This is a genomic window from Corynebacterium sp. ZY180755, assembly GCF_054331495.1.
This window is the reverse complement of sequence record NZ_CM135811.1, coordinates 1,141,001-1,156,101: the sequence shown is the minus strand read 5'-3', so window position 1 is coordinate 1,156,101 and position 15,101 is coordinate 1,141,001. Positions and strand designations below refer to the sequence as shown.

The 15,101-nt window shown below is 52.6% G+C and carries 13 protein-coding genes and 1 tRNA gene; 4 read left to right on the top strand and 10 right to left on the bottom strand.

Annotation, left to right across the window (positions count from 1 at the left end; genetic code table 11):
- Positions 1-196 precede the first annotated feature (196 nt).
- The 8 genes from ACXM2N_RS05380 to ACXM2N_RS05345 form a co-directional block, all read right to left on the bottom strand.
- A complete protein-coding gene (locus tag ACXM2N_RS05380) occupies positions 197-1,348 on the bottom strand; it encodes an AAA family ATPase (protein ID WP_443402200.1) in 1,152 nt (383 codons plus the stop codon).
- The gene (locus tag ACXM2N_RS05375; RefSeq protein WP_458490747.1) at positions 1,348-2,127 is read right to left on the bottom strand and encodes a DUF6414 family protein; all 780 of its coding nucleotides are present in this window, start codon (positions 2,125-2,127) and stop codon (positions 1,348-1,350) included. The genes ACXM2N_RS05380 and ACXM2N_RS05375 overlap by 1 nt, the downstream gene beginning before the upstream one ends.
- A 352-nt stretch (positions 2,128-2,479) precedes the next feature.
- Positions 2,480-3,010: a Cap15 family cyclic dinucleotide receptor domain-containing protein gene (locus tag ACXM2N_RS05370; protein WP_458491022.1), complete on the bottom strand. Its 531-nt coding sequence runs from the start codon at positions 3,008-3,010 to the stop codon at positions 2,480-2,482.
- Positions 3,011-3,157: 147 nt separating this feature from the next.
- On the bottom strand, positions 3,158-4,054 hold the full coding sequence (locus ACXM2N_RS05365; protein WP_458490745.1) for a nucleotidyltransferase domain-containing protein: 897 nt from the start codon (positions 4,052-4,054) through the stop codon (positions 3,158-3,160).
- A gap of 12 nt (positions 4,055-4,066) precedes the next feature.
- The gene (locus ACXM2N_RS05360) at positions 4,067-4,807 is read right to left on the bottom strand and encodes a M48 family metallopeptidase (protein ID WP_458490743.1); all 741 of its coding nucleotides are present in this window, start codon (positions 4,805-4,807) and stop codon (positions 4,067-4,069) included.
- Positions 4,791-7,877, bottom strand: a complete 3,087-nt coding sequence (locus ACXM2N_RS05355) for a type I restriction endonuclease subunit R (RefSeq protein WP_458490741.1) — start codon at positions 7,875-7,877, stop codon at positions 4,791-4,793. Before ACXM2N_RS05355 ends, ACXM2N_RS05360 begins: the two co-directional genes overlap by 17 nt.
- A complete protein-coding gene (locus tag ACXM2N_RS05350) occupies positions 7,877-9,046 on the bottom strand; it encodes a restriction endonuclease subunit S (RefSeq protein WP_458490739.1) in 1,170 nt (389 codons plus the stop codon). The genes ACXM2N_RS05355 and ACXM2N_RS05350 overlap by 1 nt, the downstream gene beginning before the upstream one ends.
- Positions 9,043-11,502 carry an N-6 DNA methylase gene (locus ACXM2N_RS05345; protein ID WP_458490737.1) on the bottom strand — a complete coding sequence of 820 codons (2,460 nt, stop codon included), beginning with the start codon at positions 11,500-11,502 and terminating at the stop codon, positions 9,043-9,045. Before ACXM2N_RS05345 ends, ACXM2N_RS05350 begins: the two co-directional genes overlap by 4 nt.
- A gap of 335 nt (positions 11,503-11,837) precedes the next feature.
- On the opposite strand from ACXM2N_RS05345, the gene ACXM2N_RS05340 reads away from it, so the two are divergent.
- On the top strand, positions 11,838-12,023 hold the full coding sequence (locus ACXM2N_RS05340; RefSeq protein WP_458490735.1) for a hypothetical protein: 186 nt from the start codon (positions 11,838-11,840) through the stop codon (positions 12,021-12,023).
- A gap of 602 nt (positions 12,024-12,625) precedes the next feature.
- Here ACXM2N_RS05340 and ACXM2N_RS05335 read toward each other — a convergent pair.
- Positions 12,626-12,701, bottom strand: a tRNA-Glu gene (locus tag ACXM2N_RS05335).
- Positions 12,702-12,992: 291 nt separating this feature from the next.
- Positions 12,993-13,154 (bottom strand): hypothetical protein, encoded by a 162-nt coding sequence (locus tag ACXM2N_RS05330; protein ID WP_458490733.1) that lies wholly within the window; start codon positions 13,152-13,154, stop codon positions 12,993-12,995.
- A gap of 431 nt (positions 13,155-13,585) precedes the next feature.
- On the opposite strand from ACXM2N_RS05330, the gene ACXM2N_RS05325 reads away from it, so the two are divergent.
- The 3 genes from ACXM2N_RS05325 (at position 13,586) to deoD (ending at position 15,098) form a co-directional block, all read left to right on the top strand.
- Positions 13,586-13,855 carry a hypothetical protein gene (locus tag ACXM2N_RS05325; RefSeq protein ID WP_458490731.1) on the top strand — a complete coding sequence of 90 codons (270 nt, stop codon included), beginning with the start codon at positions 13,586-13,588 and terminating at the stop codon, positions 13,853-13,855.
- 90 nt (positions 13,856-13,945) lie between these two features.
- Positions 13,946-14,194: a hypothetical protein gene (locus ACXM2N_RS05320; protein ID WP_458490729.1), complete on the top strand. Its 249-nt coding sequence runs from the start codon at positions 13,946-13,948 to the stop codon at positions 14,192-14,194.
- A 190-nt stretch (positions 14,195-14,384) separates the two neighbouring features.
- On the top strand, positions 14,385-15,098 hold the full coding sequence (deoD, locus tag ACXM2N_RS05315) for a purine-nucleoside phosphorylase (protein WP_458490727.1): 714 nt from the start codon (positions 14,385-14,387) through the stop codon (positions 15,096-15,098).
- Positions 15,099-15,101 lie beyond the last annotated feature (3 nt).

The following is a 15,101-nucleotide window of genomic DNA, read 5'->3' as shown; positions in this document are numbered from 1 at the left end:
AGCATCACGCAACATATACGAGGTGTTGTCAAGCGGACGCGAGATGCTCCAGGACGGCAGCCTACCTCTGTAAAGTTCCTGATACCGTCATGCTTGAAAATTGGCCAACGCCGGGCCCATTAAGTCACAACTGGCGGACGCAATGAGGCGGTTTTAGATTAAATGGGCGTAACAAGAATGCCCAGAGCTACGGCGACTATGGATTCATACTTTCCGCTGTCTCCAGAAGAGCCATTGCTAATTTATGACCAATAATCTGATCAATCACGCTACTCAGTTTTCGAATATTACCGAGCTGCTTCGAGTGGCTCTTAAGATTAATTTTGAGTTCATCAGCATTGAGGATGGATGCCTCTTTATGAGTCAGCTCTTTAAACTTCACATCGACCAACCGGTCGATAATTTTCTCCACCTCGAAACCGCTTAACGGATGGAACTCGATAAAGGCATCGAACCTTGAGTAAAGCGCTTCGCCTAGCGCCTTTTTCACTGCACTCTCTGAACCGTAATTCGACGTACAAATAATTAGCGGCCTGCCAACCTCGACTCTATAGTTCTTGTCTTCCAACACACCCTCGTCAAACAGCTCATAGAAGGCGCTATGGAAAACTGAACTTGCTTTATCAAACTCATCGAAGAGAATTACACTTGATTCTCTCTCCATCAGGTCCAGTGCGAGCGAGGGTTCTTGGTGACTTCCTCCGAAAACATAAGAGGCAAACTTTTCGCTGTGCAGCATTGAAAATTGCTTTCGGAAAAGCAATCCTCCCGTGAGGCGACTGATAAACTTCGCAGTCTCGGTTTTACCTACCCCTGATGGCCCATAAAACATCACGACAACGGGTCCATCTACATTCTGACGCGTCAACTGATACATCGCCGCAAGAAGTTCGCTCTTAACCGAGTCTTGGCCTACGAGGTGGTCTTGGAAATCAGCGTTGAACTCTTGCAGCACTTGCGCATCAAAACTGCCTAGCTCGTAAGAAACTTCCTCAACCTCGGCCACTCGTTCAAGGTGCGATCTAACGAGCTCAGGAGGATTATTCAAATAGATATTCTTCGGACCAATTGACCGCACTAACCCTGCAAAATTTGAGATCGTTGCTTCTGTCAGACTGGCGTAGTCTCCAGATTCTGCCAAAACATGCTCCGGGCCTTCCTCGACATTTTCAGGCTCTGTCTCCGAAGGGCTGGAGGCGCGTTTATCCACGATGCTGAACTGTCTATTGAGGTTGTCGCGCTCGTAAACGATATCTAGTAACGATTCCGCCTCCAGCCCTGCTGTCTCTGCTTTAAACCAGGATGAAGGTCCATAGTAAATATAGGCCTTCATGTCATGGGTCGCCATTACGCACCGCTCTCTACACCGGCCAGGATGATGTCGTAAACCGGCAGCTTGTTATCGCCGGAGGCTCCGGATGAATCAGAGTGAGATTCTTCGATGAAGCTAGCAAGTTTAAGATCTTGGGGAGAGTTTTGAGCTAGTTCTGACTCAATATTCAAACTCAGTTCCGTAGTATGACCGACTTCAATGCCATGAAAAACTAAGTTCATTCGTGATAGATCCGAGAGTCCGTAACTGTTCCGGAAGGCGCGGATGTTGAAGCGCAAGACAATCTTGCGTTGAGTCGCATCTTCGCCGATTAGCTCGTAATAACCCTTCGCCTTCTCCAGCGCTTCATCCATCAATGCCATATTGAAGTCAGCGTCTTCTGCGCGAGCTGCGATCATGTATGGCGTAAACATCTTCATGAAAGCCATGGAATTCTCGGCGGCATAAACCCGAAACCCATTCAGTTTTGAAATTCTTAGATCGCCACTAGAAGATTCCAGGTAGTCAGTCAAGATCGTGTTTGTCAGCGTCTTGCTTAAAATACTTCCGCCGGCTAGAGAGGCTTCAGCCCCGGCTCCCAGTTCGCCTGCACCGCCGATAAAGGGAAGCCAACTAAGCTTTGCACTGAGTTTAGCTTCTACGCTGGCATGGGTTTCGACAGTCCTCGTGCCAATGTTCTCTTTGGTTGATTCGAGACTGCCTCCTGCAACGATATCTAAGTAGTCAGACGCTGTATCCTGGTCAAAATAGACTACTTTAACGATCGATCGTTGCTCCTGCTTTTTCTTTGCCATCTAAGCTCCTAAATAGTTTTACTCTTAAAATAAGTATAACTTATAGTACTTTGTTTAATGAGCTGAGTTTGCCGATCAACCCATCGCCTAAATCCGCTTACGAATGGGTACTCCATTGGCTCTGTTAGTTCATCCGGAGTTTCTAGCTAGTGCCGAAAATTTCCCTATTACTCGCGGCAATTTCGGGAGTAGTCTCCAGCTCTCTCGATACACTCTAAGTGATGGCCAGCGCAATCTTCCCTGGTAGAGTACCTTTTCAGCCTCATCGTCTCCAACGAGAGCATTCAGGTCCTGCTTAAGCTTAGTGTCAGATTGAGCCATCGACGACAATTCTCAATCTGGATTTGAGAAATCAATGACTGCTCGTTGATTCTTGTACGGCTCCCTGACTGGCACGGATTGAGTCTGCGTAATGGTCCGCTGCGTTGAAGGACGGATAGCCGCTCGTACGGTCCACAAATTCCATAACCAGATCTCCCTTCGTTGGCCTATCAGTAAAGTATCGCCCTTCAATTTGAGTTGGCTTAAGTGATGTCGGCGCTAGCGTACCGACGCCAACGTTCCTCGTAATGAAAGACGTCTCAGAGATTTTTGGCATGCCATCATAAATGTAGCTCAGGCAATCGACCTCATTCTCGGGTGTGTTTATCCAGCTGAATGCAGTACTTCTACTGGAGCTCTGCAATGTATACAGCTTAAGGTGAATAGACCAGAAAGTTTGCCTGACCTCTAAATAGGCCACCACTGGGCCCCAGTTGCCGCCTTCTGGAATCGCAGAATCCTCATGAGGAGTGAGCGTAACTCTCCATAACCCACGGAGATCAGGTCGTCGCAAGAGCCTTATTATCCCTGGCCAACGCCAAATCCATAGATCCCAGGCCATTACAAATCCCGCAGCCAAGATCGGAAACATGGATACCAAGACCCTCCACCACGGTGGTAGGTCGAATCCCAAGACGAAAATCAGAACGGCATACGCACTGGAGACAATGATAACGACGGCTCGAACTAAACCAATTGGCCGCGCCATTTAAGCCCCTCCCAGACCAAGGTAGTTCCACCCCGCGTAGGCAAAATTTCGTCCATCCTCGCGACTCCATTTTTGCGATCCATGAAAGAGATACTTCGCACCATTAACCTCCAACCAGCGATTCTCTGAATCGGTGGGTTCCGCACCTTCGAGGGATGTATAAATATGCGCGAGAATGCCTTTTACAGTCTCGATCCAGGTTAGGCGCTGAAACACCGTATCCGGACAGTTATAGACAAGACATTCGATAAAGAATGACGGGACCGCCTGATGATACCCTTCCTCGGCCATTGCATTTTCTAGACGCTTGATAATGCGGACTGATTTTTTGAATCTGTAATTGGTCCTGTTGTTTTTATTTCGTCCGTTTTCCAGCTGCAAAGCTGAGTAGTTTACAATTGAATTACCATCAGTTTTAAATATTTTGGCGCCCTCGCGGTAGGAAGTCGGCGAAAAATAATATCGATAAGAAAAACAAGGCACGACGTCCGCCTCAACGCGGGCAGAATTGGAATTAATTTGAATGGCGGTTGATCCGCTTGTATCCACTGTGGTGCTGAACCTAGCTCTCAAGGCAATTGTCAGTTCGTGACGGAGCTTTTCGGGCGTCCAAATTCCTTCGTAGATACCGTTACTTGCTGGATGAGCCCCCGAGGTGTGTTCATCCCAGTAGAAGAGATCTTGGCATTCGAACGCGATATCAACGTCGCTGTCGGCTTTTACATTTGTATTATTTGCATAAGATCCCTTCGCATAAATCTTACAAGACATTCCATCAAATGCTGGATGAGCTTCAATGGCTTCCCGAATCATCCTTTCGGTGCGATCTTGCTTTTCTTGTTCAGTCGGACTGGATGGACCGGTCCACCCCGCCAATTTCAATTCCAAATTGGTCATTTTTTTCGTTCCTTAATCACAGCTAGTTTCATTCCAGTCTTCCGCCGCTAATGGCGCTTCATTCAGTTCATCTCGCCGAGCAGTCCAGTCCGGTAGGTACCGATCCATGATGGCTACGAACTTCTCGTTATGACTCCGCTCGATCAGGTGTGCCAGCTCATGAACCACTAGGTACTCCAGACTCCGAGGATTCTTCTTCGCCAGCTCCGGGTTAAACCAGATATTACGGCTATCAGGGTTGCATGAACCCCACTTAGTCTTCATCCGCTTGACCGTGATCTGGTTAGCTTCCACACCCATCGCAGACTCCCACTTCTCTACCAGAGACGGAAGTGCTGCCTTGAGCTCCCGCCGGTACCAGCGGTCAAGGATGCCGAACCGATCATCACGGGTCGATCCCTCCGGCGAGTAGAGCCAGAGAGTGTCGCCCGAGACGAGTACCTTCGGGTTTCCGCTGTGCTTTGAGACATCGAGGCGGTAGCGCTTACCCCACACATAGTGGCTCTCGCCCGAAATCATCTGCCGCTCCGATTGACGGTTCGCCTTCTGCAGCCGTTCCCGCTCCCGCCGGATCCACGGTAAACGCTGGATGATCGCCCGACGAATCGTGTCCTCGTCTAGGCGAGCCGGCGCTGCCACCCGTACTCGACCCATCGGAGGATAGACCGACAGGTGCATGTTCTTGATGTCCTTGAAAACCAGCTCTACATCAAGCCCGGAGACAGTGAGGTAGGAACTAGCGGAATTCATCATGCATCGCCAATAGGTTAAGAAGCTCCTTCATGTCAGCAGGTTGCAGGAGCCCAGGGAAGTTGAGCGCGAGAGTACGCATCAAAGATTTCTGCTTGGTCTTATCTCCAGTCCAACCATGGTCTTTGTTGCGCTGGATCGTGCGGTAGACCCGCTCGACATCGACTTCGATGCCCTCCGGCCACGCGAAGTCGATCAGGGCGCGGCGGGCAGAACTATCTGCCCACTTCGGGTACTTCTGCTCAGACTCTCCCGTGGCCAGTCGCTGAGTAAACTCGACGAGCTTGAGGAGATACTCCTCGTAGTCGATAACAGCCTCCCGGCGCTGCTCAATCAGGGCGTCGAGCAGACTAGACATCGACTCGTAGTACTTCGGATTCATCGCCTGCTCATCAACAATCGTCTTACGGACGTTGTTGACAATGGTCTCGGCAGCCGCTCCTGGATCCTTGCGGATGCTCTCGGGGAGTTTCTCGATGACTCCGACCCCGTGCTCGACGATGAGGTGGACGAGGCCCTGGTCAAAAGTCGCCAGGTTTCGTGAGGCGTCCGCCTGGATGTAGGTATCGAGCAACGCGCGCATGCCGGCTTCGAACTGCTTGAGGTCAACGTTCTCGCCAGCGCCGAGCTTCACCTCGCCGCGGACATCGACGAAGTGCTTGACCTGCTGCTTGATAGATTCCGCTTCGCTCTGGGAGTACCCAGCCTCACTCATCCGGTTAGCCAAGTTGGCGTAGGCCCGAACCAGGCTCGCCACACCCTTGTATAGGTCGACACGCTTAGGTTCGTTGGCCTTGAGCTGCTCAGCATTGCCGCTCTCCATCGCGCAAAAATAGTGCTGGTACTGCAGCGTGCCCTTCGGCGGAGACACTGGCTCGCACAGCGCTCGCACCATCTCCAGAGCTTCATCCAGGTCTTGGCGCTCCTGCTCAATACGATCCTTGAGCAGGCCTTCTACATCTTCTTCGTCGTAGTCCGCGAAGGCTTCAGAGGTGTAGTCAGAAACCGCATCCTCCAGGGACTTGAACAGATCTCGGTAGTCGACGATATAGCCGTACTCTTTATCGTCACCATCGAGCCGGTTCACGCGACAGATAGCCTGGAAGAGGCCGTGATCCTGCATGTTCTTATCGATGTAAAGATAGGTCGCACTCGGTGCATCAAAGCCGGTCAGGAGTTTATCGACCACGATAAGTAGCCGCATCTGGCCGGGATTCTTGATAAACGTCTCCTTGACGCTCTTCTCAAACTCGTCAATCCGCTTGACAGCATCATCGGGGTTGGTCTGGAAGTAGTCGGCGAGCATCCGACGGTAGATGTCGTACTTGACGATCTCCTCATTCTTGCCGGCCCCGGAGTCTTCCTTGGAGATCTTGGATGCGTTCGGCTCATAGCTCGTGACGATGGCGACCTTGCCGGCGAGTTCGCTGCGGCTGAAGATGTCGTAGAACTTGCAGGCCTGGTAAACACTCGAACACACCAGCATAGCGTTGCCTCGGCCATCCATCAGGCGAGGCATCCTAGCCATATCCATCAGAATGTCTGCCGCGATCTGCCGAGCGCGCGGCTCAGCGGACTCGACCTCCTTGATCGTTGCCCACCGTTTCTTCAGCTGGTGCTTTGTCAGATCGGTCATGCCCTGGGTGTGGATTTGGAACCACTCATCGACCCGCTCCGGACTCGTGAGTTTCTGCTCGATGTCTCGAGCCTCGTACCGAAGGTCCAGAACCACGCCATCTTCAACAGCTTCATCGAATTTGTAGGTGTGGATGTAGGAGCCGAAGGTCTCAATGCTGGAGGCCTTGTCCTTCTTGAGAAGGGGTGTGCCGGTGAAGCCGATGAACATCGCGTTCGGCAGCAGTTCCTTCATCGCCCTGTGGAGCTTGCCGCTCTGGGTGCGGTGAGCCTCATCGACGAAAACGAAGAGATTACCCTTCGGGCTGAACCCCTCAAGCAGGGGCTTCTTGAGCTGACGGACGAAGTCTTCGGTCGCGCCCTGGTCTTTCTCGTCATCACCCCGGAACTTATGTACCAGTGAGCACATTAGCCACGGCTGGTTCCGGTTCAGCATGCCAATCATGCCAGCTCCAGACGTTGATCGCTCAATGGTCTCATCAACGCCAGCGAAGACCTTCTCGATCTGCTCATCCAACTCCGTGCGGTCAGTGATCACCAAGACGCGGGCTTCGCGCTGGTTCTCCCGGATCCACTTCGCCAGCCACACCATCGTCAGGCTTTTGCCTGATCCTTGGGTATGCCAGATAATGCCGCCCTCACGCCGAGCGATGCGCTCCTGGGCAGCTTTGACCCCGAAATACTGGTTGTGTCGAGCCGTCTTCTTCACCCCAGAGTCAAAGACGATGAAGTCATGGATCAGCTCGAGGAAGCGCTGCTTGTTCGCCATTTGAAGCAACCCACGGTCAACATGATTCTTAACCTCACTAGGCTCCTTCCACTCCAGCCAGTACTTTTCCGGGGTTTCGATCACGCCGTAACGCAGCCCCTCGACATCATTGCCGGCAAACAGCAGCTGGACGGTGGTGAAAAACGGACGAACGAAGTCGGCCTTCTGGTTGCCCAGGTGCTGACGGATACCATCCCCAACGCTGACCTTGGAGCGCTTGAGCTCAATAACGCCGAGAGCAATACCGTTGACGTAGAGCACGACATCAGGACGTTTGGTGTGCTTGCCCTTGATCGAGACTTCTTCAGCCACCACAAAGTGGTTAGCTTCCGGGTTGTCCCAGTCAATAAGCCAAATTGTCTCGAAGTTCTCCGAGACGCTGCGCTTGACCTTCACCCCGTAACGGAGCAAGCCATACACCCGGCGGTTGGCGTCGTAGAGTGATCCACCCGCAGGTAAGGACGCAGCGGTAACGAACTGCTGGATAGCGCGACGAACCAACTCCTCGTCATAACCACGGGCGAGAAGATTCTGGCGGAGTAGATCCTCCTCAACGTTCGAGTTAGCTCGGTCTTTCCAGTCTCCGGCGTACTCATACCCGAGCTGACTGGAGAGGATATCTATAACCCGATCCTGCGTGAAGCGCTCACGCTGGCCGACCAGACTCATTACGAAACCTCCTCAACTGGCAGACGAGTGCGTCCAGTAAGAAGTTCCTGCATCATGCCTTGCTTGATGTTACGGGCGGACTCGAGACGACGTTCGAGGGCGTCAATTTCGGACGAGGTATCGTCGAGCAGCGCCGCGATAGCAGTTTGCTCGTCAATACTACCCGGAATGGCCATCTTAAATGACTGAATGATCGGCAACCGGATAGAGTCCACTGTGGCTTTTACGGTATTGCGCAATGCGTGATCTTTGAAAAAATGCTGGAGGTAGTAAAAAGCAAACTTACCCGAAATTCCTGAGAAATCGCTTATCCTATAGACCCTTTGATGCACTTCATGGCGACCGTTTATATAGTGGAATATCTCTCCGATTCCACCTTCCCCAGGAATCAAAACAGCTTCGCCCGAATAGGAATAGGTGTCAATTCTTTCGACAGTCTGAGATCTTACAAAGAAAGGGTAAGCTCCAGAAGAGACCTTGTCCTGGTTGTTTCTGCTTCCCGTTTTGATTCTTGTCAAATCTCCCAGAAGTTTCTCGTGCCAAGGCCTGTTAAATCCAGGCAGTCTCGTCCGTCCGGTGAGGAGCTCCTGCATCAAGCCCTGCTTGATTGCCTGCTTCTTTGAGACGAGGCGTTCAAGAACGGCAACTAATTGATCGACATCATCAAGCGCTGCAGCGATAACGTTTTGTTCGGCCCTTGGTAAAGAAAGTAAATCAAACTCGCGCACCTGCTCTAAAGAGAGGTTAGCCTGGGCCGCTTGGACATTGATTTCTGCGATCCGTTTTGCAATTGCCGGGCTGCGAAGCTGCCAAAGCAGATATCGTGGATTGATTGCCTGATTGCGGGATGAGGGGCGAATGATTGCAAACGCCTGATTCGTATTTGCGGGAAGCCACGACTTATCTACAATCGTGGATCGTCCTAAAGCACCAGCGATCGAGAAAAGAATATCACCTTCAGCAAGTTGGGAACGTTTAAGTAGTTGATGGGTAGATTCATCAATGTGGCCTTGCTTTCCAGGAATGAAGATACCGTCACTTGTGAATGTCTCCACCTTCAAGAAATTGATGCCGCTTGAGGTGTAGTTCCGCCCAACAGTAGTAGGTGTCGTCCCTTTTGTGACAATGTCACTAACGTCTCGAATTTTTTGTGTGGTAGGTAATGTCATGAAGGAATCCCCATAGCGGCAAGGTGAGTTTGGACTTTGGCCCCGAGAGCCTTTTCTCTAGTTTCGAGCTCGAATATCGTCTCTCTATACCGATCGCCGAATAAAGCGATGCGGTCAATAAGTTTCAGTATTGATGAAGCGCCTTCAGATTCGATTCCTTTAGCAATCGCAAGCCCCCATTTGTTACTAATGACAAGTTTGTAAACGTCACCTTCTTCAAGGCGCGAATAAGCCCTTAGCGCCCTCTGATCAAGAGCAAGCGACGAATCCTTAACTGCCTTCTTTGCTGCCGTCTCTGCCGTAAACAGCTTGATCACCGTGTTCAGCGCGGCAATCTCGTCGGCTTCGGCGTCTTCTAGCTTGGCAGTCTTCAATCGGTCACGGGCATCCTTTACCTTGACGCCACCAGCATCGTTGACGGCCTCCCACAGCAGCCCTTCCTCTACGGCGTGCTCCTCGATATGCTCTTGGAGCTCCTGGCTGATGCGTTCTTGCTCCGCAGTGAGGCGATCAAGCTCGGCCTTCTCGTCGGCGAAGTACCGGTCGATGATCAGCGTCGGCGGGATTAGGTCAGTTACCCAGCGCTGTGCCTTGACTCCAGTTCCAAAGACCAGATCTGCGCTCTCGTACTTCGGCTTCTTTTTATTGTCATAGCCAGTGATCCGAGCTTCACGCGGTTGAGCAGCATCAACCCAGCCGGACCCGACGATGAGTGTGACGTCATCGTGCATGGTGTCATTCCAGTAGCTCATCAGCTGCTCGTACACGCTGTACTCACTGATCAACGGGCGACCCCGGTATTTCTCCAGCAGGTCATCGCCAAGATCCTCAATCAACTGCTGAGGCCTGGTCTGGGAGTCAATCGCCTCCAGTTGGCCTCGGTGAGAGTTCCACCATTCCTCAACAGCCTTGGAGACAGTCGAGGTAAAAGCTTTGACGTCCTCCGATTCCTCAATCACCTTGGCTACCTGCTCGGGCTCCACTGTGAGCTCTGAATATCCCTCGCGGAGAGGCCGGAACAGCTCATTACGCAGGTTCGGGAAAGCATCCCAGTATTCGTCTAAGGCATCGAGATCTCGGTTCGGAATACCACCCTTAAGGTGGGCTTCCAGATCCTGGATGTCTTCAGGTTCAGAGGTGTCGATATAGCGCGGGATGTTGAGGTTGTAGTTGTTCTTAGCATCAGAGATCTCAGAGAGCGGCACCATTCGGGCGTAGCGCTCAATTTCCTCGCCAGCGAGGTAGGTGTCGATTACCTTGCGCATATCCCGAGGACGCAGACGGTTCTTCGGCCCGTCCTTCTCAAAGCCTTTGGAGGCATCGATCATGAAGATGCCCGTCCTGCTTGCCGCGTCCTTCTTGTCGATGACGATGATGCAGGCCGGAATTCCCGTACCGTAGAAGAGGTTGGCTGGCAGTCCGATGATCGCCTTGATCAGGCCGCGCCGGATCAGCTCTTCACGGATCGCGGCTTCAGTGTTGCCACGGAAGAGCACTCCGTGGGGAAGAATCACCGCTCCCCGACCATCAGACTTGAGCGACTTCACCATGTGAAGCAGGAAGGCATAATCGCCGTTCTTCTCCGGCGGCTCAGCGAAACCCTCGAACCGGTCGTATTCCTTGTCGAAGCCGTTCTTCCAAGTCTTCACGGAGAACGGTGGGTTGGCCACGAAGTAGTCAAAGGTCTGCAACTGCTCGCCCTTGAGAAACTTCGGATCAGAGAGCGTATCTCCCTGGCGAATGTCGTGCGTCTCGTTGCCGTGCAGGATCATATTCATCCGAGATAGTGCCCAGGTGGCGTTGTCCTTCTCCTGGCCATAGACCGACAAGCCGTTGGGAGCAGAGTCAGCCACCTTGATCAAGAGTGATCCAGACCCACAAGTCGGGTCATAAACGGTGGTAGAGCGGGGAGCATCCTTCGGGATCTCCAGCACTTGGGCCATAATCCTGGAAACCTCAGCTGGGGTGTAGAACTGCCCCTTGCTCTTGCCGGACTCCGTCGCAAAATGTCGCATGAGGTACTCATACGCATCCCCGAGCAGGTCATCACCTTCAGCACGCGAACCAGTGAAGTCGATGTCCTGGAAGATGCTAATGAGATTGGTCAGGCGATCCTGCATCGCCTTGCCTTCGCCCAATTTGTTCGGGTCATCGAAGTCGGCGTTGTTGATCACGCCCTGCAGGTCGTTGGCTTCAGCCAGTCGGCGGATGGCGATGTTCATCTTCTCGCCGATATCGGGAGCACCCTTGAGTACTACCAAGTCATCGAAAGATCCACCCTCCGGAACCTCGATCAGGCTATAAGGATCACTCTTGGCCTTATCCGATACATACTTAACGAACAGCAGGGTTAGGACATAGTCCTTGTATTGGCTGGCATCCATGCCGCCGCGCAGCTCATCGGCACTCTTCCAGAGGGAGCTGTAAAGATCAGACTTCTTGAGAGCCACTACCATGCCACCACCTTCGGTAGCTTGGCCGCTAACTTCTTACCCTGGGCTCTTAAGGTCATATGCTATTCGTCTCCTCCACTGAACGTGCTTTATCTTTTAGATAATACTGACTTTACTGACCGACTCAGACATAAATGCCGGACAGTTCCCGTCGAAGAGGTTCAATCAGGCTCCCGAGGGATTAATGAGTTCCTACGACGAGCAGCTGCTAATGGTGCAACTATCCCCTGAACAGGAGTTTCGTGAAACATTTGATGGTTGCAGCCTAGGCGCCCATTACATTTTCGGTTCGCTCATGGGTTCGCCCTACCCCGTCCCCTAAAGGTTTATCCACTCCAGTGTGCGCAGATTCTGCCCGCCGCACAACCAATGACACCCCCGACCTGGATGGCTACGTGGGCTGGGTTGTTGATGACCTCAAATGGGGAACGTTGCAGGACGACCTCAGCACCGAGGAGGAAGCTCCGAGCTTTCATCTCGGACCGGTGGCGGCCCTATCTACAAGCGAACTTGGATGCGCCTAGCGTGAGTACGGTGAACCGACAGCAGCCTCCACCCCACGTAAAACGCCAGTACAGAACGCCAATTTGGGGGTCAGGGGTGAATCGTAGGCTCACATAGCGCGACAGGCACCCCATCTTCTTCTATTCTAAGGGGAGGCAACCTCTCACCTACGCGCTGGCGTATCCACTACTTCGAGTTCATGTGTGGAGGACAACACTCGGAGGGACACGCCCGTTTTTCTTGGTCATAGGTGACCACGTACCACACGATGCGGCAAACTCGTGTATTGGGCAAGATTTACCGATCTATCTCTCCTGAGGAAGCCCACACCAGTACATATCCCCAGCTAGTACTAAGGATCTAGGCTGCAAATCCCACACATTTTGTCGTTTAACCCGCACCATCAGCTAAAAACAAAACATCCGGCCGACAACACGCCGACCAGACACGCATTTGGGGATGCGGGCATTTTTTAGGAACATTTAGAGTAGTAAATTGCGTAGGCGTTGATTGATGCTTAATCCGCCTTTAAGCCCGGAAATATCTTAAGAGACAGAAAAAGCCAAGTCTGAAAACCTGGCTTTTTCTAAAAACTTTCGTACTCGTATGTATAAGTACTCGGTGGTACCCCGTACGGGATTTGAACCCGTGTTACCGGCGTGAGAGGCCGACGTCCTAGGCCGCTAGACGAACGGGGCATTGTTCGAAACGATCAGCTTAAGCTGCCCGTTGCGGTCTTGAAGAATAGTATTTCATTTTGCCCCATTGCACAAATCAGCAACTAAAAGCACGAAAATAGCGAATCCGCCATCACTGATCTAGATGGCGGAGTCGCTAAAAAATTTGCTTCTCAATATTTGCTGGACCTTCAATACTGCTCTAGCTACCGTGACCCTTCGTAGCGTCTTAGCGGAAGTCTCGTAAGGTAAACGTCTCGTTCCTTCGTCCGCATCCCGATAGTAGTCGGGCGATGTGCCGAGGGTCTCGAACTAAAAGAGCTTATGGTTCCGAGTGACTGCTACACTTCCGGCCTCGATGTGCTCCTGCTTCGCGCATCCCTTGCGCTGGGAAGCCTGGATTATGGCAATACCGGCGACGAGAGCGGGGTTAGTGCGCAGTCCCAAATGTTCTGCTATTTCACTTGCTGCCATGCACTCTCCTTTCTACATCGACTGGCAGTGGACCAAATCCGAAGCTTCAAAGAGCCCTTCTTCTCTTCCAGCTGTGCCAAATTCTGGAGATATTAAGCTGGGGCAAGAAGTTCTTTTCTTCTTCGTTACACCCGAGCCTAGACCTATTCCCACATTTGGTAAATAGTTTTTGCCCACTTTTTTAAGCCACCTCAGGATAAACTTACCCCCACACACCTATCTTGGCTTGTCACGAAATTTTTAAACCACCCCCACTACCTCGATTCGCGGGATGTGAGAGCCATTGACACCGCCAAAACCTATTTCCCAAGCGTAGGACGCCACGACGCCAGGGTTCCCGCCCCATCATTTCCCCGTTACGCCCTCATGCCCGGCAATCTGGGTTTATCACCATCTGTCTGCACGATCCACGTAAGCAGACAAACGAGCTGATGAAAAAGCTGAAGGATAACGTTGACCTGCGGGAGGCCACGTGGCGCACCCCAAGGGAAGACACGCTACTCAAGGCGTCGAACAATTCTAGCGCCCAGCCCCTCAAAGGGCTCGTGGCGATGACTTCTCTCCAGGCGCATCCTGGTGGCGAGACCTTGGCCGCGGTAGCGGGCCACCTTCAGCCTCAGCTGCGCACGGTGATGCGGGTGGTCCAGCTCAAGGGTGGCATTCCCATTCTGAGTGCTCAACTAAAGACAACGGGACACTAACCGGCTTTACTCACGCCACTGATGCCAAGATTCACATGTTCCCACGTCCGTCAATTTTCGATTCCACAGAGTCCAAGGAGTGGATGCTTCATGACGGCCGCCGTGCACATGCTCACGCTGGGCGTCCTAGGTCCATCATGGATACTGCCGCGGGTTCAGCAACAATACTGCAGCACCCCGCCTTACCCATACATTGACGCTCGCACCGCGGGCATCACGTTAGAAGACCTCGCCGCTCTGCCCGTACGCGCAGTGATTGCCGGAAGAGCGGCCAAGACGGGTGCGATACGCACCGCGTTGACTATGAATTTGGCCACTCATTTTGGTCATAGATCATGAGCCTTCGCAAAAGGTCACGTGCAGAAAGAAGCACTGACGGGCCGGAAGTTGGTTGTAGGTCACCTCCAATCGGGTCATACGCCGGAACAAATGTAATGTCCCCCATTGACAGAAGTTCCGTGCGCTTCTTAGAGTGTGGTTAGTACCAGTTTAAAATCGATTTCATAGCTTAATTCGGAGGCTGACTGACATGACCACCAATACCCCGCACATCAACCCAAACGGCGTTGAGATTGCGCCCACCGTTCTGCTGCCCGGCGACCCACTGCGCGCCAAGTTCATCGCGGAAACCTACCTCGACAACGTGAAGCAGTTCAACGAGGTCCGTAACATGTTCGGTTTCACCGGCGAGTTCAACGGCACTCCTGTCTCTGTCATGGGTTCCGGCATGGGCATGCCATCCATCGGCATCTACTCTTCCGAGCTCATCAAGTTCTACGACGTGAAGAAGGTCATCCGCGTTGGCTCCTGTGGCGCGATGCAAAAGCACGTGAATCTCTACGACGTCATCATCGGTGTCTCTGCATCCCACGACTCCAACTTCATGAGCCAGTACAACCTGCCGGGCACCTGGGCACCAACCGCTTCCTGGAAGCTGACCGCCGCCGCGATCGCCGAGGCCGAGAAGCAGGGCGCAAACTACCACGTGGGCAACATCTTGAGCTCTGACATCTTCTACAACGAGGATGACTCCGTCAATGACCGCTGGGCATCCATGGGCGTACTGGGCGTGGAAATGGAATCTGCGGCTCTCTACGCGATCGCAGCTCGCCACGGCGTTGACGCCCTGGGCATTTTCACCGCGTCTGACAACCTGATCACCGGCGAGCGTACCACCGCTGCCGAGCGTCAGACCGCGTTCACCTCCATGATGGAAATCGCCCTTCCTCTGGCAGCCATCTAGCCA

Excerpts from the sequence above, each read along its gene's own strand:
- ACXM2N_RS05355 (WP_458490741.1), bottom strand. The coding sequence starts at position 7,877 with ATGAGTCTGGTCGGCCAGCGTGAGCGCTTCACGCAGGATCGGGTTATA.
- ACXM2N_RS05365 (WP_458490745.1), bottom strand. The coding sequence starts at position 4,054 with ATGACCAATTTGGAATTGAAATTGGCGGGGTGGACCGGTCCATCCAGT.
- ACXM2N_RS05345 (WP_458490737.1), bottom strand. The coding sequence starts at position 11,502 with ATGGTAGTGGCTCTCAAGAAGTCTGATCTTTACAGCTCCCTCTGGAAG.
- ACXM2N_RS05325 (WP_458490731.1), top strand. The coding sequence starts at position 13,586 with ATGAAAAAGCTGAAGGATAACGTTGACCTGCGGGAGGCCACGTGGCGC.
- ACXM2N_RS05350 (WP_458490739.1), bottom strand. The coding sequence starts at position 9,046 with ATGACATTACCTACCACACAAAAAATTCGAGACGTTAGTGACATTGTC.
- ACXM2N_RS05380 (WP_443402200.1), bottom strand. The coding sequence starts at position 1,348 with ATGGCGACCCATGACATGAAGGCCTATATTTACTATGGACCTTCATCC.
- ACXM2N_RS05330 (WP_458490733.1), bottom strand. The coding sequence starts at position 13,154 with ATGGCAGCAAGTGAAATAGCAGAACATTTGGGACTGCGCACTAACCCC.
- deoD (WP_458490727.1), top strand. The coding sequence starts at position 14,385 with ATGACCACCAATACCCCGCACATCAACCCAAACGGCGTTGAGATTGCG.
- ACXM2N_RS05375 (WP_458490747.1), bottom strand. The coding sequence starts at position 2,127 with ATGGCAAAGAAAAAGCAGGAGCAACGATCGATCGTTAAAGTAGTCTAT.
- ACXM2N_RS05360 (WP_458490743.1), bottom strand. The coding sequence starts at position 4,807 with ATGATGAATTCCGCTAGTTCCTACCTCACTGTCTCCGGGCTTGATGTA.
- ACXM2N_RS05320 (WP_458490729.1), top strand. The coding sequence starts at position 13,946 with ATGACGGCCGCCGTGCACATGCTCACGCTGGGCGTCCTAGGTCCATCA.
- ACXM2N_RS05370 (WP_458491022.1), bottom strand. The coding sequence starts at position 3,010 with ATGGCCTGGGATCTATGGATTTGGCGTTGGCCAGGGATAATAAGGCTC.